This is a genomic window from Agathobaculum sp. TL06, assembly GCF_054658635.1.
The window spans coordinates 68,526-92,704 of record NZ_BAAGGY010000002.1 but is presented as its reverse complement, the minus strand read 5'-3'; the positions used below and the strand labels follow the sequence as shown (position 1 = coordinate 92,704).

22 protein-coding genes and 2 pseudogenes are annotated in these 24,179 nt (G+C 50.5%); 21 read left to right on the top strand and 3 right to left on the bottom strand.

Translation table 11 applies throughout. The annotated features are described in order from the left end of the window. Positions 1-2 precede the first annotated feature (2 nt). From ACYQ3S_RS01565 to ACYQ3S_RS01510, 12 genes and pseudogenes are all read left to right on the top strand, one after another. Positions 3-728: a M48 family metallopeptidase gene (locus ACYQ3S_RS01565; RefSeq protein ID WP_459687013.1), complete on the top strand. Its 726-nt coding sequence runs from the start codon at positions 3-5 to the stop codon at positions 726-728. Positions 729-1,750: 1,022 nt separating this feature from the next. Beyond that, on the top strand, positions 1,751-2,254 hold the full coding sequence (locus ACYQ3S_RS01560; protein WP_459687012.1) for a hypothetical protein: 504 nt from the start codon (positions 1,751-1,753) through the stop codon (positions 2,252-2,254). 158 nt (positions 2,255-2,412) lie between these two features. After that, on the top strand, positions 2,413-3,408 hold the full coding sequence (locus ACYQ3S_RS01555; protein WP_459687011.1) for a DUF6017 domain-containing protein: 996 nt from the start codon (positions 2,413-2,415) through the stop codon (positions 3,406-3,408). A gap of 36 nt (positions 3,409-3,444) precedes the next feature. Further along, a complete protein-coding gene (locus tag ACYQ3S_RS01550; RefSeq protein ID WP_459687010.1) occupies positions 3,445-3,906 on the top strand; it encodes a DUF3846 domain-containing protein in 462 nt (153 codons plus the stop codon). Next, the gene (locus ACYQ3S_RS01545; RefSeq protein WP_459687009.1) at positions 3,903-4,703 is read left to right on the top strand and encodes a phosphoadenosine phosphosulfate reductase domain-containing protein; all 801 of its coding nucleotides are present in this window, start codon (positions 3,903-3,905) and stop codon (positions 4,701-4,703) included. The genes ACYQ3S_RS01550 and ACYQ3S_RS01545 overlap by 4 nt, the downstream gene beginning before the upstream one ends. A gap of 89 nt (positions 4,704-4,792) precedes the next feature. Continuing rightward, the gene (locus ACYQ3S_RS01540; RefSeq protein ID WP_459687111.1) at positions 4,793-5,221 is read left to right on the top strand and encodes a hypothetical protein; all 429 of its coding nucleotides are present in this window, start codon (positions 4,793-4,795) and stop codon (positions 5,219-5,221) included. 20 nt (positions 5,222-5,241) lie between these two features. Continuing rightward, positions 5,242-9,123, top strand: a complete 3,882-nt coding sequence (locus ACYQ3S_RS01535; protein WP_459687008.1) for an S-layer homology domain-containing protein — start codon at positions 5,242-5,244, stop codon at positions 9,121-9,123. 65 nt (positions 9,124-9,188) lie between these two features. Next, positions 9,189-9,662: a PcfB family protein gene (locus ACYQ3S_RS01530; protein WP_459687007.1), complete on the top strand. Its 474-nt coding sequence runs from the start codon at positions 9,189-9,191 to the stop codon at positions 9,660-9,662. Beyond that, positions 9,659-10,111, top strand: a pseudogene (locus ACYQ3S_RS01525) (VirD4-like conjugal transfer protein, CD1115 family); the annotation flags it as partial. The gene ACYQ3S_RS01530 and the pseudogene ACYQ3S_RS01525, both read left to right, overlap by 4 nt. A 304-nt stretch (positions 10,112-10,415) precedes the next feature. Beyond that, positions 10,416-11,525 (top strand): annotated as a pseudogene (locus ACYQ3S_RS01520) (VirD4-like conjugal transfer protein, CD1115 family); the annotation flags it as partial. Between the two features lie 98 nt (positions 11,526-11,623). Further along, positions 11,624-12,016, top strand: coding sequence for a TnpV protein (locus ACYQ3S_RS01515; protein ID WP_459687006.1), 393 nt, complete (start codon positions 11,624-11,626; stop codon positions 12,014-12,016). A 1-nt stretch (position 12,017) separates the two neighbouring features. Beyond that, positions 12,018-12,299: a DUF6809 family protein gene (locus ACYQ3S_RS01510; protein WP_459687005.1), complete on the top strand. Its 282-nt coding sequence runs from the start codon at positions 12,018-12,020 to the stop codon at positions 12,297-12,299. 67 nt (positions 12,300-12,366) lie between these two features. On the opposite strand, the gene ACYQ3S_RS01505 is transcribed toward ACYQ3S_RS01510, so the two are convergent. Beyond that, on the bottom strand, positions 12,367-12,993 hold the full coding sequence (locus tag ACYQ3S_RS01505; protein ID WP_459687004.1) for a PDDEXK family nuclease: 627 nt from the start codon (positions 12,991-12,993) through the stop codon (positions 12,367-12,369). Beyond that, the gene (locus ACYQ3S_RS01500) at positions 12,980-13,228 is read right to left on the bottom strand and encodes a helix-turn-helix domain-containing protein (protein WP_441795269.1); all 249 of its coding nucleotides are present in this window, start codon (positions 13,226-13,228) and stop codon (positions 12,980-12,982) included. Before ACYQ3S_RS01500 ends, ACYQ3S_RS01505 begins: the two co-directional genes overlap by 14 nt. Positions 13,229-13,330: 102 nt before the next feature. On the opposite strand from ACYQ3S_RS01500, the gene ACYQ3S_RS01495 reads away from it, so the two are divergent. Then, positions 13,331-14,569: a DNA-methyltransferase gene (locus tag ACYQ3S_RS01495; protein WP_459687003.1), complete on the top strand. Its 1,239-nt coding sequence runs from the start codon at positions 13,331-13,333 to the stop codon at positions 14,567-14,569. Positions 14,570-14,602: 33 nt separating this feature from the next. Further along, positions 14,603-15,469 carry a hypothetical protein gene (locus ACYQ3S_RS01490; protein WP_459687002.1) on the top strand — a complete coding sequence of 289 codons (867 nt, stop codon included), beginning with the start codon at positions 14,603-14,605 and terminating at the stop codon, positions 15,467-15,469. Positions 15,470-15,563: 94 nt separating this feature from the next. Here the strand turns inward: ACYQ3S_RS01490 and ACYQ3S_RS01485 are convergent, their stop codons facing one another. Further along, positions 15,564-16,412 (bottom strand): helix-turn-helix domain-containing protein, encoded by an 849-nt coding sequence (locus ACYQ3S_RS01485; protein ID WP_459687001.1) that lies wholly within the window; start codon positions 16,410-16,412, stop codon positions 15,564-15,566. Positions 16,413-16,743: 331 nt separating this feature from the next. Here ACYQ3S_RS01485 and ACYQ3S_RS01480 point away from each other — a divergent pair, with 331 nt between their 5' ends. The 7 genes from ACYQ3S_RS01480 (at position 16,744) to ACYQ3S_RS01450 (ending at position 24,156) form a co-directional block, all read left to right on the top strand. Further along, entirely contained in the window at positions 16,744-17,037 is a 294-nt protein-coding gene (locus ACYQ3S_RS01480) for a hypothetical protein (RefSeq protein WP_459687000.1), read from the top strand. Next, the gene (locus ACYQ3S_RS01475; RefSeq protein WP_459686999.1) at positions 17,021-17,326 is read left to right on the top strand and encodes a molecular chaperone; all 306 of its coding nucleotides are present in this window, start codon (positions 17,021-17,023) and stop codon (positions 17,324-17,326) included. Before ACYQ3S_RS01480 ends, ACYQ3S_RS01475 begins: the two co-directional genes overlap by 17 nt. A gap of 423 nt (positions 17,327-17,749) precedes the next feature. Next, complete coding sequence (locus ACYQ3S_RS01470) at positions 17,750-18,976, top strand: serine/arginine repetitive matrix protein 2 (protein ID WP_459686998.1); 1,227 nt, start codon at positions 17,750-17,752, stop codon at positions 18,974-18,976. A 106-nt stretch (positions 18,977-19,082) separates the two neighbouring features. After that, positions 19,083-20,417: a virulence-associated E family protein gene (locus ACYQ3S_RS01465; RefSeq protein ID WP_459687110.1), complete on the top strand. Its 1,335-nt coding sequence runs from the start codon at positions 19,083-19,085 to the stop codon at positions 20,415-20,417. 266 nt (positions 20,418-20,683) lie between these two features. Further along, positions 20,684-20,863: a hypothetical protein gene (locus tag ACYQ3S_RS01460; RefSeq protein ID WP_444030530.1), complete on the top strand. Its 180-nt coding sequence runs from the start codon at positions 20,684-20,686 to the stop codon at positions 20,861-20,863. A gap of 73 nt (positions 20,864-20,936) precedes the next feature. Beyond that, a complete protein-coding gene (locus ACYQ3S_RS01455) occupies positions 20,937-22,577 on the top strand; it encodes a recombinase family protein (protein WP_459686997.1) in 1,641 nt (546 codons plus the stop codon). An 82-nt stretch (positions 22,578-22,659) separates the two neighbouring features. Beyond that, a complete protein-coding gene (locus ACYQ3S_RS01450; RefSeq protein ID WP_459686996.1) occupies positions 22,660-24,156 on the top strand; it encodes a ribonuclease H1 domain-containing protein in 1,497 nt (498 codons plus the stop codon). Positions 24,157-24,179 lie beyond the last annotated feature (23 nt).

Here is a 24,179-nt window from a genome sequence, read left to right as displayed (position 1 = left end):
CAATGGCGCAGGAAAGAACTGTTTTATATGAAAACAATGAAATTCGCTACCTTCTGGAACAGAAGCAAGTGAAAAATCTGAATCTGCGGATTCATAAGGACTGCATGGTTTATGTTTCAGCTAATCCAGCTATCCCGGCTGAAAAAGTTGATGAGTTTGTAGTGAGCAAAGGAGCCTATATCTGCTCATCACAAAGAAAGTTTCGTGAGATGGCGCAATATGCCCCTCAACCCAAACAATATGTCAGCGGAGAGACATTCTATCTGCTGGGCAGAGGTGTTCGCCTGAAAGTGAAGAAAAATCTGCGGGACACAATTTCTTCTGATGGGATTTATCTGCATCTTTGTGTGAAAGACACAGAAGACTTTGTAAAAAAGCAAAAGATGGTGACCCGTTACCTGGATGAACAGTGCCGAACTGTTTTTGGTGAGATCATTCTGGAAACCTATCCTGTATTTCAAAAATATGGAGTACCGATGCCAACATTGCGGATTCGTGATATGGAGACACGGTGGGGCTCTTGCTTGGCAAAAAAACGGATTATTACACTGAACAAGCGTTTACTGGAAGCCCCCCGAAACTGTATCGAATATGTCGTAATGCATGAGTTCTGTCATTTCATTCACCCAAATCATTCAAAGCAGTTTTATGGTTTTTTGACCATGATTATGCCTGACTGGAGGGAACGCAAGGCTATTTTAAACTGTAGTGCAGCGTTTTGGTTATGATAGAAGAAAAATGGAAAGAATGGGGAGGGAATTTTGCTGATACCCAGCGTACAGAGCGGTGTCAGACGAGAGGCAGTATCCCATAGACCACCAGTACAGTAGCGAATAGGAAATGATTGCATATGCATTTTTGTTAGATCAAGTTGCCATACTGCGCTGGATGGGATACGGTTTGTAGGATTCAGAAAGATGGCAATATGAGTCCAAATGGTTCCTTGTTGCGGTATCAACAGGCTGAAGTGGTTCAAACTGGATGCGGCACGGGAAAGATCATTAGTGAAGAATCCTTGTCTTATTACGTTACATAATTAACATCTCAAGTAAAGTGATTTGTTCGAGGAAGATCGTCCAGCATAATATGCTAAATAATACTTATGACTTGAAAAAATTTCTTGGATAAACGACGACAATCCTGACGACAAACAGAAAATATACAACGGAATCCATGTGGACACATTGTTACAAGAAATTGATTAAATTAGAAATAATCTGCCTATATGGATTGAAATGATAGCAAGAAACGAATTTTGGGCAATTCAAATCCCTGACTCTCCGCCAGAAATACGGTATTAAACTTTGGTTTAATACCGTATTTTTTATATTTGAAGTCGTTTTCAGAACTTATTTTCGAATTCACATTTTTGCTATCGCGGTTTGACCCTTATTTTTACCCTTATCGGGCGATGGTGGAGCGGATGAAGCGTTCCATACGCTCGGCGCTTTCACGCTTCATGCGGTCGGTCACATGATCGTAAACATCTAGTGTAAAAACAGCCGAATGATGCCTGAGATTCTCCTGTACGGTCTTGGGATCGTCGCCGGACTGGAACGAGATGGTGGCAAATGTATGCCAATATCCTATAATAAGGACAAGACGAGAAACCCCAGTAAAATCAAGGGCTTCCGGGCTTGTCCTTATTCTTTTTCCAAGAAAAATACCCTGTGAAGCAGGTCGAAAGGCGGTGTCGAAAGATAAGAGTTGAACCATGGACCAAAATATGGATATAGAAGGAGGTGCCCGAATGGGCGCATGGGGTATCACGATGCGGGAAAGCGACTACGGCCTGGACCTGTTGAGTATCATTGTTGAGGAGCAGCTAAAGCCGGTTCAATTTGCATATCTGGACACAGCGAAGGCCATAGAGCTTTTACGGCAGAATATTCTGGATGAGATCAAACAGTGTAACCGGGGATGCTCACCAGAGGAATTGGACTACTACACCGAGATCAACTTCCCGAGAGATTTTACCCAGGCGGCGCTCTTGATTGCGGAATGCCTGGGGGAATATTACCGCACCGGAGAGCTGGTCGTCTACGAGTATATCGAAAAAAACTGTGAACTGCAAGAGCGGCACGTCAAACAGGTGATTGCCGCAGGTGAAGCCATCCCTGTCCTTCTGGAAGAAGTGCGGCGTGTTCAGGACCCGGAACATGAGATGTATCAATCGTGGATACGGGAGGAGACCCGCCAAAAGTGGCTCGCCCACATCCGGGCACTCCAGGAAATTTTGGAATCCCACAGATAACCAATCCAAGCCCCCGCGCAGCTGACTATTTCAGCTGTGCGGGGGCTTTTTTCGTTTTTCAGCAATTTCCAGTGGAAACAGATTCAGCTTGCGCCCCGGTGACTTCGGTTGCCGGGGCGCTTTTTTGTTTTCACCCCAAACCGAAGGAGGTCACGGCCATGCCGTTAAATCTGGATTACTTCTACGGCGGCGAATCAGAACAGTACAGCTTCTACCGTATCCCCAAGGTGCTGTTTACCGCCGCCCATTACCGCGCAGTCCCGGTGGAGGCCAAGGTGTTGTACGGCCTCCTTCTGGACCGCATGGCCCTCTCGGCCCGCAACGGCTGGCTGGACGAGGGCCGCCGGGTCTTTATCTATTTCACCCTGGAGGACGCCATGGCCATGATGGGCTGCGGCCACAACAAGGCAGTCCGCCTGTTTGCAGACTTGGAGCAGATCGGCCTCATCGAGCGCAGGAAGCAGGGGCAGGGGCGTCCTACCCGTATCTATGTCAAGAACTTCATTCTGCCCACAGAGACCGGAGAACCAGAGGAAGAACCAGATACCCCCCAGCCACCGGCTATCGGCCAGACTTCCGAATATGGGAAGTCTGAGGAGACCCCGGAAGTCTTGACTTCCCAAAATCGGAAGTCTGCACTTCCCGAAACCGGAAGTCCAGACTTCCCGAAAGCAAACGCTAATAAGACTGATAAGAATAATACTGAACTGAACGATACTGACCTATCTATCCCTCCATCTCCCCCCAAGGCCAAACCACCCAGGATGCGAAGGCAGAGGATGAGGATGGATGAGATGGATTCATACAGAGAGCTGATTCAAGAAAATATCAGCTATGACTTGCTGCTCCAAGAAAATCCCTACGATGATGAGCTGATAGACGGCTATGTGGAGCTTATGGTTGATGCCTGTTGTTCCAGCCGCCCCTCTATCCGTATCAGCGGAGAGGAGATCCCAACGGAGGTTGTCAAGAGCAGATTTCTGAAGCTGAACAAGGAGCATATCGGCTATGTCATGGACAGTATGCGGCAGAACACTACCCGAATCACTAACATCCGGGCCTACATACTCTCGGCACTGTATAATGCCCCCTTGACGATCAGCCAGTATTACACCTCTCTGGTCAGCCACGACATGGCTCATGGCTTCCAATGACCAGAGGCAAATCTACTGCGAAACGGAGGTATATTGATGGCAAAAGAAATCAACGTGCTGGTGGTGGAGCCGGGAAAGGCACCGCGACCCGCCAAAGTGAAAAACACACTGGAAACCTTTTCTGAGATCGTAGGCGGGCCTGTGGAGGCCGGTTGCTATCTCCCCCAGCGTGTCATGCTCATCTGTCAGGAGAACGGCAAGCAGCGGGGGCTTCCGCCCAACCGGGCCAATCCCCGTGCCGGAGATTATATCGCCGGGACCTTCCTGCTGTGCGGCTTCGAGGATGACAGCTTCATCTCCCTGACTCCAGCCCAGCAAATGGAGTTCCAGGAATACTTCGCCAAGCCCGGCGAGTTCATGCTGGTGGGCACGGAAACTGTATGTGCCGCCCCTGGTGAGCTGGCCCGGACAGCCTGCGAGCTGTGGGCACATATGAAGGCTGGCGAATCCGTGGTCATGACCAAGTGGGGCGGCCAGGAAGGGGTGGCATCCGCTTGAGCAAACAGAATACTGCATCAGACCGTCGTGAGCCGAAAGGCAGCGGCGGTCTTTTTCATGCCCTCTCCCTGTCCGGCGGCAAGGACAGTACGGCACTCCTGCTCCTGATGATCGAGCGCGGCCTGCCCATTGACGCGGTAATCTGGGCGGACACCGGCATGGAGTTCCCGGAGATGTATGCGCACATTGTCAGGGTGGACGAGCATCTGTACCGGGAGCGTGGCCTACGCATCACCGCCCTACATTCCCCCAAGAGCTTCGAGTACATGATGTTCGACGAGCCCAAGCAGAAGCCATCCTGCCTGGAGAACCGGGCACGGCTGGGTATCCCGCCCTACGGCAACGGCTGGCCTGGTATGCGAGTGCGCTGGTGTACCGGCCAGCTCAAAACGCACCTTATCACCAAGGAATTGAACCGGCTCAAGGGGAAACACCAACTCCAACAGTATATCGGCATCGCGGCGGACGAGGCGTGGCGGTGCAAGGGGCTTAATTACCCTCTGGTGGAGTGGGGTATCACCGAGGCCGAGGCGCTGCAACTCTGCTACAACCGGGGCTTTGACTTCGGCGGCCTCTACGAGATTTATCACCGGGCTTCCTGCTGGTGCTGCCCATTCCAGCGGATCGGAGAACTGCGGAGCCTGCGTAAGCACCACCCAGAACTGTGGGCGCGTCTGCTGGACCTGGACAACCGGGCGCTGGCTCAGTTCGGCCCCGGCCCGCTGGGGCAGTTCAAGAAAAACTGGAGCGTGGCACGGCTGGAGGAACGGTTTTCCAGGGAGGAGGCCATGGCATGAAGCACCTGATCCGCCGGCTGTATGTGCCGCCCTAAACAGCAAACCGCATCAGGAAATCAAATCAGCAAGGAGGGAATTGCTTGAACAATATGGAGCGAGAAGGGATCAACCTGCTGGAGGATCGGCTGGACGAAAGCCTGTTGAAGCACGCCGCAGCCATGAGCAGGGATAGCCCTACCATTGTTGAAATCTATCAGCTCCAAGGGCTGGCAGAGATCCACTGCTATCTGAAAGCCGTACACGAAACCACCCCGGATGAAGCGGAGGCGCTGCTGCGTTTTGCAGACCCATTGGAGGTAGCGTATGCCTGCTGGGAGGAAAACCCGCATATATACAGCTTTCCAATCTGCGAACTCTTGCAGGAAATCAGGGCGGTAGAGCGATTCCCACTGGCGTATGCCGCTGCACCTGACCCGCATAAAAAGCGTTCCATTCAGGAACAGCTCCGTACCGCCATGGAAGAAGCCCGACGTACCCAACCGGCCCATGGGCACTCCCGTTCCGGGGATGCCCGATGACAAAAGAAGGAGGAAAATTTGTGAAAACATATCATCGTCAGCGCCGCTCCCTGTTGGCGGCCTTCCTGGCCGTGGTGATGCTGTTCTCCCTGATGCCCACAGCCTTTGCCGCCCAGGAGGACAACTACCACGACCCCGCCGAGCATTGGCAGGAGGCACTCAACCGCACCAATGAGCTGGACGCCAATTCGGTGGTCACGATTGAGACATTCAACTGCTGTGTCTGTGGTCAGGCCACGTCATTCCAGGTATTCCGTGTCCCAGAATACACACGGGACGGAGAGACGGCCCTGACCCGCAACGTCAAGTATTCGGACGGCACCTGCCTGGACGGGGAAAGCAAGGGCGACCTGCTGGACGGCACCCCCGGCAAGGACGCCTATTACACCGGCTACCACTGGACCAAGGCGGTCTGTGAGACCTGCGGCACCTTTAACACCAACATGGGTGCCACCAATTATTCCTGTGACAAAAACATCTATTGGCTCTACGACTGTGCCGCCAATTTCTTCGAGGAGCTACCCACCACAGAATCCATTGAGCAGGTAGACAGCAGGTATCACCGCGTTACTACTTCCAGCGGAAGCTACTGCGGATTCTGTTTCGGAACGTTCAAGGAAACGTCATCGGAGCTGGTACGCCACAATATGGAGAGCGTCATCCGCCCGGAGCTGGCCCATGACCGCTTTGTGGAAATGGACACCTGCGCCGCCTGCGGCTATTCCGAAACCGTCTATACCGCTGCAAAGAGCGTTGTAGCGGACTACTTCGGCGTTGTAGACGGCCAGCCCCACACCGTCACCGTGTCAGACCTCTCCGACGCGGATGTGACCACGGCCATCCGCTACGGCAACGAGGCCAATTCCTGCACCCTGACTTCGGCCCCCAACTACACCGAGGCTGGGGACTATCCGGTTTACTACGAGATCACCTACACCTACCACGACACCGATATGGTGGAGGACGGCGTGGCATTTGTCCATCTGCGGGACGAAACGGTTGCCGAGGACGGCTCCTGTTCCTGTGGCTGCGGCAATCCAGATTGCGGGTGCCAAGACCCGGATTGTGACGGCTGCTGCTGTGAGGACAAGGGCTGCGGCGATAACCACAACTGGACGTTGCTGGATAGCGTAGACCCCACCTGCCTGACCCTAGGCTATGACCGCTATCTCTGTGTCGAGTGTGGCCAGATTGAAAAGCGGGACTATGAGGCGGCCCTAGGCCATGCCTATCAGAGCTCCATCATCCGGGAGGCCACCTGCGAGACCCCCGGCAAGACTCTGGACATCTGCCAGCGGTGCGGGGATACCAAGGAGACCACCATCCCTCAGGGGGAGCATGAGTTCTCCACTTCCACCATCGCCGCTACCTGTACCAGCCCCGGCTACACCCTGCGGGAGTGTGCGGTCTGCGGAGAGCGCCATATCGAGGACATCACCCCGGCGCTGGCCCACAACTATGTGAGCAAGACCACCCCGGCCACCTGTGAGGGCGGCGGCAAGACCATCCATCTCTGTGAGGGCTGCGGCTCCAGCTTTATCACGGATTACACGTCCCCCCTGGGCCATAGCTGGGATGAGGGCAAGGAAATCACCGATGCCACCTGCACCGGCGAGGGCATGACCGAGTACACCTGTGTCCGCTGTGGCGCGACCCGTCTGGAGGGCGATCCCGCTGCGGGCCATGTGCCTGGTGCTCCCGCCACCTGCACCGAACCTCAGCTCTGCGAGAAGTGCGGCGCGGTGATTGAAAACGCTCTGGGCCACGACTATCAGGAGGAAGTCACCGCGCCCACCTGCACCGAAATGGGCCACACCACCTACACCTGCTCCCGCTGCGGCGATACCTATGATGGGGCCTATACAGATCCCACCGGCCACACCCCCAGCGACTGGATTGTGGACGTGGAGCCCACCACGGGCAGCGAGGGCAGCCGCCACAAGGAGTGTACCGTCTGCGGCGAGGTACTGGAGACGGAGGAGCTGGAGCAGCTCTACAATCAGGCAACCACGGACAGCAAGGGTGAGGCCGTTGTGGGCCGGTATCTGGTGATCGTCACCGACACCGACACAACCGACCCCGTTGCCAATGCCACCGTCACCCTCCATGGGGATGATACCATCTCCATCCGCCTGCCCAATTCCCGCCTGCTGGACTACGATGACCAGACCACCGTGACGGTCCTGCTGTCTGAGCCGGAGACGCCGGTGGAGGGCATGGAGATCGCCGTCACCGACAAAAACGCCAACTCCTGCGGCGGCACCACCGATGCCGCCGGCCAGATCACCGTCCCCGGCACCACCGGAACGACCAATGAGGACGGTAATACTACCGTGGGCTGGGAGGACGCCGACGGCAACCGCCACACCCTCACGGTCAAGGTGGAGCGCACCGAGACCGGGCGGCCCATCCAGGGCAGCAAGGTCAGCATGGGCACCACCGGCAACATCACCGTGACCCTGCCGGACGGCCAGGATATGGACGCCAGGAACCGTGTCACCATCACCGTCACTGACAACGAGAAAGCGCCTCAGCCGGACAAGACTGTAATCGTCAAGGCAGACCTGGGCGGTACAGCCCAGGGGCAGACCAACAAGGACGGCAAACTCACGGTCCCCTCCGTGGAGAGCGCCTACACCGATGAAAACGGCGAGGCCGTGGTGGGACAGTACACCGTTATCGTCACGGACATTGAGAAGTCGCCCATTGAGGGTGCTCTGGTGACGCTGCTGCCCGGCGAGGATGAGGCCAAGGACGCCTTTACCGTCCATCTGCCGGATAGCCGCCTGCTGGACGGCAACGACCAGACTGTGGTGACAGTCCTCCTGCCCGACACCACCCCCGCCAAGGGGCTGAATGTGGCGGTGTCCGACGCCAAGGACAACCATGCCGCCAAGGATACCGACAAGAGCGGCCAGATTATCGTCCCGGACGCCACCGGCTCCGCTGGTGAGATCATCGGCACGGACACCGGCAACCCGAACAAGTCCAACACGGTCAATGTGGACGTGACAGACGAGGACGGCAAGCCGGTGGACGGCTCTGAGATCGCCGTGGATAAGGACGGCGAGGTATCCGTCACCCTGCCCGACGAGTTCGACTTTGACGAGGACGGCGCTGTGACCGTCACCGTCACAGATAACCAGGGCGAGGCCAAGCCCGATGTGCCTGTCACCGTCACCGACGGCACCGGCACCGCTGCTGCCGGTGAAACGGATAAGGACGGCGCTGTGACCCTGCCGGATGAGTACCACTTCGCCTACATCGTGGGCTATGGGGATGGCACGGTTGGCCCGGACCGCGATATGACCCGTGCCGAGGCCGCTGCTGTGTTTGCCCGTATCCTTTCGGAAGCGCGGGGCGATGATGTGACCAATGCACGCGCCAGCAGCTTCCCGGATGTAGATACCGAGGCTTGGTATGCCGACTATGTGGCCTATCTGGAGCAGCTGGGCGTGGTGGTCGGCTACGACGATGGCAAGTTCCACGCCGGGGCCAGCATCACCCGTGAGCAGTTTGTGACCATGTGCGTCCGCCTGGATGAGTGGATGGCGCTGGAGACCTATGAGAGCGAGCGCGCTGGCTTTGCCGATGTGAAGGACGGCCACTGGGCGGCAGAGTTCATCCATGAGGCCACCCATAATGGCTGGATTGTGGGCTACCCGGACGGGAAGTTCCACGGCGGCGATCAGATTACCCGCGCAGAGGTCGTTACCATCGTCAACCGGATGCTGGGCCGCACGGCGGATGAGACCTTTATCCGCCATAACGAGGACAGCCTGAACACCTTCCGCGACCTTCAGAACCCCCACTATTGGGCCTACTACGACTTGATGGAGGCGGCCAACGGCCACACCATCGTCACCGGAGCCGAGCCGGAAGCCTGGCATGAGGTCAAGTAATCTTGTGTGGGATGGGGCGGCCCTTTGGTGGGCCGCCCCGCCCCGTGATTGCGAGGTGATGACACTTGCAGGATGAGGTGCGGGATAAATCGGTCGCGCTGGTGGTTAAGGTTGGCAAAACCGGGACCAAACTGACTGCTGAACTGTTGAAATGGGCTATGCGCCAGTATCTGGAGCAGAGCCGCAATCCCTCGATCCGCCACGGCAAGCAGACGGCCAAGCAGCTGTCCCGCCAGGGGGATATTGAATCTATCAAGGTCACAGACGAAGGAATCAAGTCTTTTGAACGCATCGCCCGAAAGCATGAGATGGACTTTGCCATCAAAAAGGACTTTACCAACGGACGTTACCTTTTCTTTTTTAAGACAAAGGACGCGAAACACCTGCAAGAAGCGTTTGCGGAGTACACGGGAGAGGTGGTAAAGCGTGGGAAGCGCAAGCCCTCCCTGCTGGCATCCCTGTCCCACTTCAAAGAAGTGGTCAGGAATCATGACCGCGCTGCTGAGAAGCACCGGGAGAAAGGCGGGATGGAGCGATGAGGCCAGATGTGAAAAAGCTCGTGCTGTCCCTGCTGCCCTATGTGTTCCTGGCCTGGCTGTTCGGCAAGGCGGCGGAGTGCTACCGCTTATCTGCCGGTGCGGACATGGTGACAAAGCTGATGGGGGCTGTTTCCGGGCTGGGGGACCTGCTTTCCGCCAACCCTCTGCCCAGCTTCCACCCCCGCGACCTTTTCTTTGGGCTGTGCGCGGCGGCGGCCATCCGGGCCGCTGTCTACCTCAAGGGCAAAAATGCTAAGAAATACCGCCACGGGGTGGAGTATGGCAGTGCGCGCTGGGGCACGGCAAAGGACATCCAGCCCTTTATCGATCCCAAATTTGGCCAGAATATCCTGCTGACCCAGACGGAGCGCATCATGCTGGGCCGGAACAAAAACCCGAAGTACAATATCAATAAAAATGTGCTTGTAATTGGTGGAAGCGGAAGTGGTGGACTGTTCAGATGGGAGAAGTTGCGTGCCGCCCTTTGAACACGCCGTCTTGACCGAAGCCAGCAAGTAGGTCAAGAGCATAAGTGCGGAAGAAAACTGGGAGGGTTCCGCAATCCTGACCAGAGTGGAAGGCTGGGGGCAAAAGCCCAGCCACACGCAACGCATAGGGGCTGAACCTCCCTCGGGAGAATATAACGCCCCCACGAGTCCGCGCTGCCCGCTGGCCCGTCCACTCACGACGGGGCAAAAAGATATGCTATGCCGGGTGCGAATGGACGTGCCGCTGAAAATGGGCGAAAGCCCCGGAGAGCCGGATAAAAAGCCGGCTGATAATCACAATCAGAAAACACGCTTCCATATCAAGCCGAACCTGATGCAGATGAACGCCAGCTACATCGTGACCGACCCCAAGGGCACCGTCCTGATTGAATGCGGGAAGATGCTCCAGCGGGGCGGATATAAGATTAAGGTACTCAATACCATTGATTTCAAGCAGTCCATGCGCTATAACCCTTTCCGCTATATCCGTTCGGAGAACGACATCCTGAAGCTGGTCACTTGCATCATGGAGAACACCAAGGGCGAGGACAGCAAGGGCGGGGAGGATTTCTGGCAGAAGGCGGAGGCTTTGTACTACCAGGCGCTTATCGCTTACATCTGGTACGAGGCACCAGAGGAGGAAAAGAACATGACCACGCTGCTGGAAATGCTCAATGCCTCCGAGGTCCGGGAAGAAGATGAGACCTTCAAAAACGCGGTGGATCTGATGTTTGAATCGCTGGAGAAAAAGAATCCCCAGCACTTTGCAGTCCGCCAGTACAAAAAATATAAGTTAGCCGCCGGCAAGACGGCAAAATCCATCCTGATCTCCTGCGGCGCACGGATGGCCCCCTTTGATATTAAGGAGGTCCGGGAGCTGATGGAGGGGGACGAGCTGGAGCTGGATAAGCTGGGAGATCGGAAAACAGCCCTGTTCTGCGTGGTGTCCGACGTGGACACCACGTTTAATTTCATCGCGGCCATGGTCTATACGCAGATGTTCAATGTCCTGTGCGATAAGGCCCTGGAGAACGGCGGCACGCTCAAGCATCATGTCACCTGCCTGCTGGATGAGTTTGCTAACCAGAAGATACCTAATTTCCAGCATTTGATTTCCGTGATCCGAAGCCGTGAGATCTCCGCCCATATCGTGGTGCAGACACAGAGTCAGCTCAAGGCGCTGTATAAGGACCACGCGGAAACCATCATCGGCAACTGCTCCTGCGTCCTGTTCCTGGGCGGCAAGGAGCGCAGCACCCTCAAGGAGATTTCAGAAACACTGGGGCGGGAAACCATTGACCTGTATAACACCTCGGACACCCGTGGCAGCCAGCGGAGCATGGGCATCAACTACCAGAAGCTGGGCAAGGATATGCCATAATTGTTCATGAAGAGTTCAGCTGCCTTGAATTTAACATGAACAGGGACACGATCAGCTGGATTCTGAGAAAAATCGAATACAGGAGGTCGCTTATGGAACACTTACCGAAGAAAATCTGTCAAAACGGCATTGGCTATACGCTGGTCGGTGACTATTATATCCCCGACTTACGGCTGCTGGAGGAAAGCCGCCCCATTGGGATTTGGGGCCGTATGCACAAAGCCTATCTGGAGCAGTGCCATCCAGCCCAGTATAATGACCTGATTTTGACCGGAACACTCTGGACATACCTGGCTGATCTGAACGAACAGGCACAAAACCGGCTGCATTGTATCATTGCCCAGATGAAAGAAACAGAAGAAATCACCGAGGAATTGAAAGCCCAGGATCAGATGGCATGGGTCAGGGCAATGAACAGCATCCGAAACTGTGCGGAGGAAATTGTCCGTCACGAGCTGATCTATGATTCAAAGGAGGGGCTGTGAGATGGTGTTAGATGACTTATATTGTGGTAATATTTACCCTGCAGAACAGGTAGTTCCTCATGAAAAAGAATACCGCAAGCTACATAGGCACACCGGAGAGCTGCTTACTGAGTTAGAGGAAAAACTCTCTAAAGAGCAGATGGAGCTGGTCAACCAGTTTCATACTCATGTGATTGATATTCACTGTATGGAGTTAGAAGCACACTTTCAGTACGGATTTTCTTTAGGGCTAATGTTGATGAAAGAAGTGTATGAGTTATTAGGCGATGGTTACATGGACTGACCTAATAACCAGTGCTCATGGGAACATAAAAGGCGCTGAGTTTTTACTCTCAGCGCCTGTGAATTTATCATTTAGCTTGCCACTTACGAATTGTACGCGGAGACATGCCATCTTTCCCTTTTGGAAGAAGTGGGGCGTCTGCACTGTACTCTTCGGCATCAAATCCAAATACGATAAACGGTACTTCGTCAAGCAAAAGAAAATACGGTTCTAATTCTTCGTAATTTGAAACTCTATCGGTCAAATAAAAAGACATCTTTTTAATAGGCATCATCAGCATGGCTAGATCTAGCTCGCCCTTTTTTATGCCTACACATAATTTGTTCATGGAACGATGAGCGGATGAAATGTTACCTGTTTCAAATTCCAACCCTGCTCTGAAAAAGGAGCGTTCTGTGGTAAATTCCTTATAAACATCTATAGGGCCACCTTTTTGAGCATCCTCATGAAAATATGTAAGCGGTTTTTCTCTATACCACCCAAACTCTTCTTCTAGGATTTGATAGCACCTTTCTTTAACAGGAACTACGCCATTACAGTTTTTGCGGGTACAATTCAGAATGAAATGATTAGAGCCAGGCGTGACATTGTTTAATATAGAAGAGCGAACCTCTTGAAATGCTTGGGCTGCCAGCTCATTTGTTTTAATTAAATGTTCTGCTACCACAGAAACATATTGCTTAGCTATCTCCATCTACATTCTCCCTTTCCTTTAGCAAATCAGAGGCAGTTATATGTAGGGCCTTTGCAATTTTTTCGATGTTATCAATAGAAACATTCCTGTTACAACGTTCTATGTCCGATATATAGGTTCGATGCAGGCCACATAGTTCCGCCAATTCTTCTTGAGAAATGTGTGCTGCTAATCTTAAAACTCGAAGGTTTTCCGCCATAATCTGACGCAATGGTTTTTGCTTCCGATTTGGCATATACGTTTTCCCCCTTCTGTTGACTAGATTTTTCTTATATGGTACAATTAAAGTAGACTATACGTCTACAGACGATAAGTTACATGAGAGGACAAGGTTGCTATGCAGTTCTTTTCAATTTATGATTTAATTATTAGTAAAACTAAAGATAAAAACATGACAACCGACGAGATGCTGTCTTTTTTCAGTGCCCGAAAAATTTCCAAAGCAACTCTTATTAGTTTACAACAGACATCCTTTCTTCCTGATAAGCCCGCATTCAAAAATGCTGTTACAGAATTTTTGGGGATGAATGAACTTGAAATTGAACTGGCGATGGGACATATTCCAGCGGAATATCGGAAGTCATATTACGACAACATCTCACATATAGCTGCACTTTTGCAAAAGTCAACTGACAACAATGTTCTAAAAGATCTCAAACCTTTTTTTGAGACTGATATTGGAAAACTATACAATGGTGATTGCATTGAGATTATGAAGGGGATGCCCGACTGTTGCGTTGACTTAGTATTTGCTGATCCCCCGTTTAATCTAGGGAAAACATACGATCCAGGCATTGATGATAACATGACAATGTCAAAATATATAAATTGGACATATGAGTGGTTAGATCAGTGTATTAGAATACTGAAACCGGGTGGAAGAATCTTTATTTATAATATTCCAAAATGGTGTACTTATATTGCTTCTTATCTTGGGGAACAGTTGACTTTTTGGGATTGGATTGCTGTTGATATGAAGTTTAGCTTACCAATCCAAAATAGACTCTACCCTGCCCATTATGCGCTTGTTTCGTTCATAAAAGGCGTAAAGGCTCAAACGTACCATAATCAGCGTATACCTTTGCAGACATGTAGACATTGTGGTGGAGAAATTAAGGATTATGGTGGCTATAAGGCTAAAATGAATCCATTGGGAGTTAATGTTTCAGATGTATGGTCAGACATTTATCCGGTAAGGCATAAAAACAGCAAAAATCGAAAATACAACGAACTCTCAGTTAAGCTCCTGGACAGAATAATATCCATGTCAACAAATGAAGGAGACACAGTGTTTGATCCGTTTGGTGGAAGTGGTACTACTTTCGCCGTGGCTCAGATGCTAAACCGAAGATGGATTGGATGTGAATTAGGAGATTGCAATGTAATTGTAAAGCGCCTTCAAAATCCGGTACGTGACCAGGAGCAGCTAAGCAAAGTACGGGAAGAATCTGGCTGCTTATTTACTGAGAAAGTTCAAGAATTGCGCAAAAAGAACGGCTTTTGGGTTTGTTCTGATTATGAAGAAGATAAAGATTGCGCTGGGGGAATGCAAACAAGCCTCTACTCCGACAATTAACTTTCAAAGAAAGAGGTGTTCAAAATTAACGAAATGCAGTCTTTAGGACCGGACTGGTGGACTTTTGGTGCCACGATATTTTCCGGTGTCATCACCGCTTTGGCTACAATGGCAGCTGTAATTTACACCAATCGAAAAAGTAACGCTCAATTAAAAGCGCAAGAAGAAAAATACGCATTGGAGCGGAAGCAGCAATTTCAGCAAAGCAAATATGTCGTTTTGAAGCCAACTTTATTACTGATGCCTCTATTCGGGTTATTGGATCGGCTCATTGTTCAAAACGACTACAATCGTGTCCTGCTTTATTCTGGTGAAGATGGATTTGAATTTTTTGATGATAGTCAAAAAAGGGATACTCAGACATGTCGCCTACTGTTAATAGAAAATAAAGCCGATCTTGATATAAAAGATGTTTCCATCTCCACAAAAACCATATTAAGAAATATGAGTACCGATGAGCAAATCACATATACAACAAAAAATTGTGCTAGCTTTTTGCGTGGACATGAGAGCATAGTACTTAGGCTTGCAAATCAGCAACAATATGAAATGATTCTCTCTATGAATGAAAAAAAGCTGCCTAGTCTGCTCAAGTTTGAATGTGTGATTGAGTACCTAACGCTTGCGAATCAGCGGATTAAGTATGTCTATCGAATCAACATCAATAATGACCGTCGGATTGAAGTAGAAAACGATGGTATTCAATTAGTTCAGGATGATTCCGAACCTCTTGACCAAACAACAACCATTTTTAGAAATCTTCAAGACTATATTTCCGGGGTTGACCGAAATTCTTACGCTTGGGAGAAAATGGGACAAGCTCAGATGAAAGGTATACTGTCGCAGTATAATCCTCAAAATGAGAGGCAATCGACTTCCGATAAAGAAGATACGCAGTAATTCACATTATCCAGCTAACTTGGCATATATAAAAAACTTAAATCAAGTTATTTATAAAAGACCGTTACCCACAAGAGGGCAACGGTCTTTTCTGCTATCTTCGCTTTTTCTTTTTGGTCCCATGGGAAGGCTGTATCCGAGCCTTCCCCCTCATATTGTTGGGATTTTTCAACAGTTTAGACAGGCTCAGTATCCGCATAAATGCTGAGAAATCCTCGGACGCAATCTTTTCAAAGGGAATCTGCATCTGGTCGCAAAACTCGTGGATTACCCGTTCCTCATTACTGCCCAGCTGCATGGCACGGTCAAACTTTTCCTTGACCTCTGTGAAAGTCGGCTGCGGATCGGCGGTGGTGCGGTCGGTGACATGGGCCTGACGAATATCCTGAACGATACTGTCCAGATCATCATGAATTGTGTGGCTGAAAAAGTCGCTCTCCTGCACCTGTCCAAGCTCCAGCGTGCGGACATAAAGGTCGTTTTCCCCCGGCGCATGGCTGCGGATTACTTCCTGCCGGGTGGCCTCCAGAACCAAATTCATCTGGGCGATTCGCATATCAGCGATCCGGTCAACGAAAATCTCAATATCCGTCATCAGCCGCTGGAAGTTCTCGTGGGTGGCAATCTCACACAGCAGCCGGTTGTTGATTTTTCCGCTGCTCAATAATGTAACCATATCATCACTCAAATGCAGGGCCTGAAGCTCTGTGTTTGGGTGATTTTTATTTTCCGATAGCCCCATCAGATAATCGGTGGACACCCCATAAAATTCCGCCAGCGTAGCGATGGCAAATGGGCTGATGTCCTTATAATCGTCGCTCTCATATTTACTGAGAGCAGATTTAGAAAGCCCTGTCTGCTCGGCCAACTGTTCCAAGGTCAGGTGCTTATCCACCACCCGCAAGTCTTTTAGCCGTTCCGGGATAGACAGTTTTGTGTGCATCTAAAATCCCCCTCTCATCAGGAAAATCCTTCCGTTTATGACCATTATACCATGATTCCATAAGCGTGGAAATATGCTGATTTCAAGCCGTTTTCCATCGTTTTGGAGATACGGGAGAGGGCCTGTTTTTTCGGTAAAATGAGTTTTGTCAGGAGACACAGAACCTTGAAAATTGAATGACCGGCTGCAAGGGGTATGACCTTTGGGGAAGTGACGCCAAGACAGGAGCGCACCAAGAAGGACAATACGCCGGGGGAAATCCGGGCAGGAGCGATTGCAGGCAAACCGGCGATTAACACACGGAAAATAAACTTTTAGGAGGTTGATTTTTATGAAGTTGAGTATCCGAGAAAAGAAAGTACTGTACGACTTTGCCTGTCCCAACTACCACAACACGGTGACAAGGCTGAAATGGCTGACCGCCCTGACCGTTGACCCGCAGGCCAAACATCGGATGCTGGAGCTGGCCCGGAAGCTGGAAACAGAGATGGCAGAAAGCTGGTACACCGGCTTTTATCATCAGCTCCGTGCGGAGATGGACGAGTATTACCGTGCCAAGCGCCGCCTGCGTTTGGTAAAGGAAAACACCGAGTATGAGGAGGATCTGTATGACGAAGCTGTCTAAATATGAGAAAGAAACCATCATTAATTGGAACGAAGCGCAGGACACCGCCAGTATCTACACCTTCAACGCCGATCTGAAGCGCAGGCTGGCCGAGTTTAGCCGCAAGTATCCCCAGCTGTGCCGGTTGGAGCACAGCACCACTGAGGGCAGCGTGACCTATGTGATGGACAAGTCCCGCCTGTCCATCCGTCTGGTGCCGCCGTACAGCGAAGAACGGCTGGCCGCTGCCAGAGAATACGCCAAACAGCACGGATTTCAGGTCTTGCGGACGGACAAGAAAAGCGCCTGAAATCGGGTCAATTCACAGGAAAATGGCGGGTCTGCACCCGGTATTTTGCGGTGAATTGGTAACGGGATACCCCTGCATCCCCCTGCCGGGAAATGCGACAAAAGGAGCATTCAGAGCCGGAGGAGCTGACAGAAACCGCACAAAAGGTAAAAGTCAGCTTCTCCGGGCAGGAGTACAGAGGGATGCAATCCCTTTGTGCTGGGTACAGGGGTGCAGCGCCCTGTTGGGGTCAAGGGGCAAGGCCCATTGGCGGGTTGAGGGCAGCCGCCCCATCGGGTCAAGGGTGAAACGCCTTGCCCAGGGAGAGTTGATGCCTTGCGTCAATTCGTACTGGGTATTACCTGACGCAGAAATCCGCAGGTTTGGCGGCTTCGCCGCTGCTCCCACTTTGGGGAAAATCAACAGAGATTGGAGGAATGGAAATTGAAACTGACACGGCATAACGGACGCTCCGGCAAGCATGGCACCTATAATCCCCGTCACAATGACCGCCGGTTTGATGTGGAGAACAGTGGACACATTGATGCCCAGCGAGCCAAGAAAAATGTGTACTGGGACTGCTACCGAGGCTTCACTACCCCGGAACTTCGGGAGGAGCCGGAACAGCCGGATTTCAGCTTTGAAGAAATTGAGCGGATGTATTACTACGAGCATTATTCCGACTATGTGGATGCCCAGAATGCCCGGAACGAGAAAACACGACATACCGAGCGTAACCGCACGGTGGAAGACCTTTTGAAAAACAACAAGACTTGCCCGGAGGAAAGCATTTACCAGATCGGCACCATGGAAGAATCCGTTCCACCGGGTACTCTGGCACTCATTGTCAGTGAATTTTACGAGGAGTTTGAACGGCGTTTTGGTTCCCATATCCACATTCTGAACTGGGCGCTACATCTGGATGAGGGGACGCCTCACATCCATGAGCGCCATGTGTTTGACTGCAAAAACCGGTATGGGGAGCTGTGCCCCCAACAGGAAAAGGCGCTGGAAGAACTGGGGTTTGAATTGCCTGATCCGAGTAAACCCAAGGGCAAACACAACAACCGAAAACAGACTTTTGATGCAGTATGCCGGACGATGCTCTTTGACATCAGCCGCAAACATGGGGTGCATTTGGAGCAGGAGCCGTCCTATGGTGGGCGGGCGTATCTGGAAAAGCAGGACTACATTCTGATGAAGCAAAAGGAGCAGCTGGCCTCTCAAGAACAGAAGCTGGAGGAGCTGACCCTGAAAATTGAGGATGTAGAAACACTGGTGGAGGAAGTTTCGGATATTGCCTATGACAAGGCGGTGGATGTTGTCACCGATACTGTCCGACTGGAAACCCACAAGGAGGATCTCCGGTTGGTGGAGGAAACGAAAAACTGGGTGCTCTCGCCGGAACGGAAAGCACCGCAAAAAGAGCGTGAGTATGCCGCCGTCCGGTTGGATGGGGTGATTTCAAAAATCAAAAATGCCATGCAGTCAGCCCTGACAAAAATCCAGAAGAAGCTGATGCAGCCGGAAGTCAAGCAGGCTGGCAAACAGCAGATTCAGGAAAAGGCAAAAGAATCTATTTTGGATTTTCTGCACAGGGCCAAACAGGACAGCACCCGGCGGGAGGAAAGCCGGAAAAAGCAGCAGCGAAAACAGGATATGGAGCGGTAAGGCATCTGATTTTGCGAAGAAATCAGATGCTTTTCTCTTGAGGAGGTGAGAAACATTGAACAGTGAAACTCAGAGTTTAGTGCCTGCAACCCAGCAGGCTGAAAGCGTGGAATTGACCGTTGAGCAGGTGCGGGAAAATCTCTCCGTTACCGAGAAAGGACAACCGGCCAACACCATTGGAAATTGCCGCACGGTGTTTTGCCAAGATCCGCTTTTGCGGGGTGCTATTCGGCTAAATCTGCTGACCGACCGTGTGGACATTGTGCGGGATCTGGGCTGGCGCAGAAGCACCAGCGCCTTGACCGATACCGATGTCAAATATCTGCTCCTTTATTTTGAGCAGAACTATGGTTTGACCAGTGAAAATAAGCTGATGGCGGCGCTCTCCATCGTAGCAAACGAAAACTGCTATCACCCTATCCGAGATGTGCTAAACAGTTTGATGTGGGATGGGATGCCCCGAATACGCTCCTGTCTGCATCACTTTTTAGGGGCAGACGAGAGCGACTATGTGGAAGAAATGCTCAAGCACTTCCTGCTGGGAGCTATCCGCAGGGTATTCCATCCAGGCTCCAAGTATGAGGAACTGCTCTGTCTGGTGGGCGGCCAAGGAGCCGGAAAGTCCACCTTCTTTCGCTTCCTGGCTATACAAGATGAGTGGTTCTCTGATGACCTGAAAAAGCTGGATGATGACAAGGTGTTTGCCAAGCTGCAAGGCCACTGGATCATCGAGATGTCGGAGATGCTGGCCACCAGTAACGCCAAAAGCATTGAGGAGATCCGCTCCTTTATCAGCCGCCAAAAAGAAACCTACCGCACGCCCTATGAGACCCAGCCCAAAGACCGGCTGCGGCAATGTGTGTTCGGCGGTTCCTCCAATACGTTGGACTTCCTACCCCTTGACCGGGCCGGAAATCGCCGGTTCCTGCCAGTGATGATTTACCCGGAGAAAGCGGAGGTTCACATTCTGGAGGACGAAGCCGCTTCCAGGGAATATCTGTTGCAGGTGTGGGCGGAGGCTATGACCATTTACCGCAGCGGCGAGTATTCTATGAAGTTTTCAAAGGAGATTCAGCGGCAGCTGGTGGAGGTTCAAAAGGACTTCATGCCAGAGGACACCGAGGCCGGGCAGATTCAGGGCTTTCTGGAACACTACACCGGCAATGTAGTCTGCTCCAAACAGCTGTTCAAGGAAGCGTTGGGACACGCCTTTGAGGAGCCGAAGCGGTGGCAGCTGCACAATATCAACGAGATCATGAATACGGTGGTGAGGGGCTGGAAGCCTTTCTCTAACCCACGGATGTTTGCGGGCTATGGGCGTCAGCGTGGCTGGGAACGGGAGATTTCAGGCAACGAACCGCCCGACAACGAAGGTGGATTTGTGGAGCTGAGCGAGGAAGAAGTCCGTCAACTGGAGCTGCCAAAGGAGTGGATTGCCTGATTTACAGGGCTTGTTGCCCAGTTGGTTGTCAGCTGGTTGCTGACTTGGTTGCTACAAAAACGGGGGTATGAACACGATAAATGCTCATAAAGCAAGGCTTTTTGGTGGGTATCTGTTCTCTGACAACGAAAGCAACGAGATTTCACAAGAAAATTTGAAAAGTAAGAAACGATGGTCAGACGATAGGCTGCAGGTTTCTCGGAGTCCGTTGCCGGACTTCGTTGCTGCTCCCTTTGTCTGGCTTTTCTGATCTATGGAGGTAGCCTATGGAGAAAGCCCAAAAGCAAGAAAACAAGCAGCGCAAAAAAGTAAAGTTTATCGTGATACGGGAGTTTTCAGGTGATAAAACCATGCAGGAAGCCTTTGAACAAGTAATCGAGCGTCAGACCTGTGAACAGTTTGAAAAATGGCTGGAAAATCACGAACCCGAACAGAAAGCGGCTTAAAGACTGTTTGAGTTTATAACAGGGGCATGGTATACGATGTATATCGTGTCCCTGTTCATAGAAGGAGATTGCTATGAGCAGGAAAAAACAAGTCAATCAGAAAATCACAGCCCTCTATTGCCGTATTTCTCTGGACGATGGCGGCGATAACGAGAGTATGAGTATCAGCAATCAGAAACTTATGCTCAAGGAATTTGCCGAGAAAAACGGGATGTTCCAGTATGAGTATTATGTGGACGATGGTTACACAGGCCGTAATTTCAATCGTCCGGCTTTTCAGCGGATGATTGCCGATATTGAGGCTGGCAAAATTGGCTGTGTCATTACCAAAGACCTGTCCAGACTGGGAAGAAATTATATCGAAGCTGGAAGCTATATTGAAATCTTCTTCCCCAAACACAATGTCCGTTATATCGCCATTACCGATGGTGTGGACAGTTTGACCCGTCAGGAAATGGACATCACGCCGTTCAAGAATATCCTGAATGATATGTATAGCCGGGATATTTCCAAGAAAGTGCTGGCGGGGCGTATGACCCGTTCCCGACAAGGAAAGTTCTGTGGCGGACAGCCTCCCCTGGGGCTGATGCGTGACCCGGAGGATCGGGGGCATTTGATCCTTGACCCGGAGACTGCGCCGGTGATTCGCAAAATCTATGACCTGGCCCTGGATGGCTGGGGCTGTATGCGGATTGCCAAGCAGCTGATGGAGGACAAGGTTCCCATCACAAGAGTAAAAGGAAATACCGCCTGCGATGTCAACTACTATGCGTGGGGCGGCGCAAGAATCAGCCATATCCTGCGTAACCCTTTTTATAAGGGCGCTCATCTGGTTTGCCGGACGCACCAGAAAGGGATTCGCTCCAACACCTATGACATCATTCCCCGTGAGGACTGGGAAATCATTGAGGGTTGTCACGAAGCGATTGTGACACCGGAGGAATGGGAACAGGTACAGGCAATCGTAGATCGCAGGCCACCTATTATGAAAGGAAATGCCTGCCCCTTCTACAACTTGTTCCATGGCATTATCTACTGCGCCACCTGTGGGAAATCCATGCAGGTGCGGTATGAAAAGGTCGGCAGAACCGGGAAGAATCGCTTTACTGGTGAGCAGCGGGAGCCGATTGATAAGGCGTACTATATTTGTCAGACCTACAACCGCCTAGGAAAAAACGCCTGCACCAGTCATAAAATCGAAGCCAGGGATTTGTATAATCTCGTCCTGAAGGACATTCAGGAACTGGCAGCGATGGCACTCAAGGATGCCGATGTCTTTTACCAGAGGCTAAGTAATCGGATGGAGAGCCGATATATGGTGGATGTGTCCGAGATGCAGAAAGAGCGTGAACGCCTGGAAGCCAGAAACCGGGAAATTGACGATATGTTCCTAAGTCTTTACACCGACAAGGCCAAGGGTGTGCTCTCTGAGCAGCGGTTTATGAAGCTGACCACCGCTATGGAGCAGGAGCAGGAAGAAAATCAGTGCCGGTTGCAGGAACTGATGCGAATGCTTCAGCAGTCTGATGCTCAGGAAAGTGAAGTCCGCACCTTTATCCGGGAGATTCGGCAGTATGCTACCATTCAGGAGTTGGATGAAACGGTGCTGAATCGCCTGATCAGCCGCATTCTGGTGGGTGAAGTCAAAAAAGTGGATGGTCAAAAGGTGCAGGAAGTCAGGATTGTTTATAATTTTATTGGAGAACTCCGATGATTTGAAATTTTCCATTAAAGATATATTGAAAATTTCTTCTTTTGGGTTTACAATATTCTGTTAAAGTTCGGGGGTGGAAATTATGGCTAAGAAGAAATATTATGCGGTTCAAGTCGGGAGAATCCCTGGAATATATGGTACATGGGATGAATGCAAAGCACAGACAGAGGGTGTTTCTGGTGCGAAACATAAAACTTTTTCGTCATTAGAAGAAGCTGAACGATATGTGCGCGGAGCAAATGATGATGCTTTAGACGCAGAAAGTACTACGCCTCTTTCAAAGGACGATCTTAATTCTCAAGTCGAAAAAGCCGTAGCAGCTCTGGCCGAAAACGAGATTATTGCTTTCGTGGATGGCAGTTATGATGTAACACAAGAAAAATCTGCGTTTGGGGCGATTATATTTAGTCATGGTGGCAACCGAGATATTTTGTATAAAGCATTTACAAAACAATTAGGAGAAGAATTTATTTCTCTCAGGAATGTTGCTGCGGAATTAGAGGCTGTTAAAGAATCTATCAACTGGGCAATACAGTATGACAAGTCCAAAATATCAATCTATTATGATTATGAAGGCATAGAGAAATGGGCAGATGGCCAGTGGAAGGCAAATAAAGCTATAACTAAAGAATATGTTCGCTTTATTCAAGAAAAGCGTGCGCTTTTACAAATTGAATTCACAAAAGTACCCGCACATTCAGGTGTTCAATTTAACGAAGAAGTTGATGCTATTGCTAAAAATGCATTGCTTGCCAAAGGACACAAGACTTATAATGATGGATCTGTATATTTTGTAGGATATAGTGTACAGGATTGGCAAACAATAATTGAGTGTATTAATGATGAAAATGCAGGGTTGTCTGAAGGAGAAGAAATTTCACCACTTGTTTTGACCAAAGAAACTATCGGAACAAGAGAAAAAATTAAGGTAACTCAGGCAAATAATGCGGTTGTCATCAACTGTTATAAGAATTCGAAGTCTTATGTGCAAGGAAAACAAACAGTATTGTTCCAAAAAATTATTTCAACTGCAATTTGGTTCCTTGGAAACAAGCAAACTGTAATCGAAACATTAAACAACTATCATGCACTAACACTGACAGCGAATGAAGTAGAAACAAAGTTTGAGCAAATGCTACCTAATTATAGGCATGAATCTCAAAAGCATTATGCAAATCTTTTATCTGCGATTTACAATACAATGCTTACAGGTTATATGCCAGATTATACCTGTTTAGTGACGCCCATATTTAGAGCCTATGAATATTATCTTCACAGAATTCTTGGAGATATTATGGGGTTGGACACTGAAACGGACAAAGGTGCTAACAACTTCTCTTTCTTTACGAAAAATGCTGCGGGGTTATATGAATGTAATAGCCGGAGTAGAAGCGCACTGTCCGCTCAACAATTAAATTATTTGAATAATCTGTACACCAAATACAATAGTGTCAGACATCCATACTCGCATTGGTCAGCCAGTGATGTTGACACTGCGGTCATTACCAGCATCGACGAAGCACGAAACTTATTAAATGATGGTATAATACTTGTGAACCAGTATTATACTTTGTTTTGATATAACATAAATTGTTTGGAAGG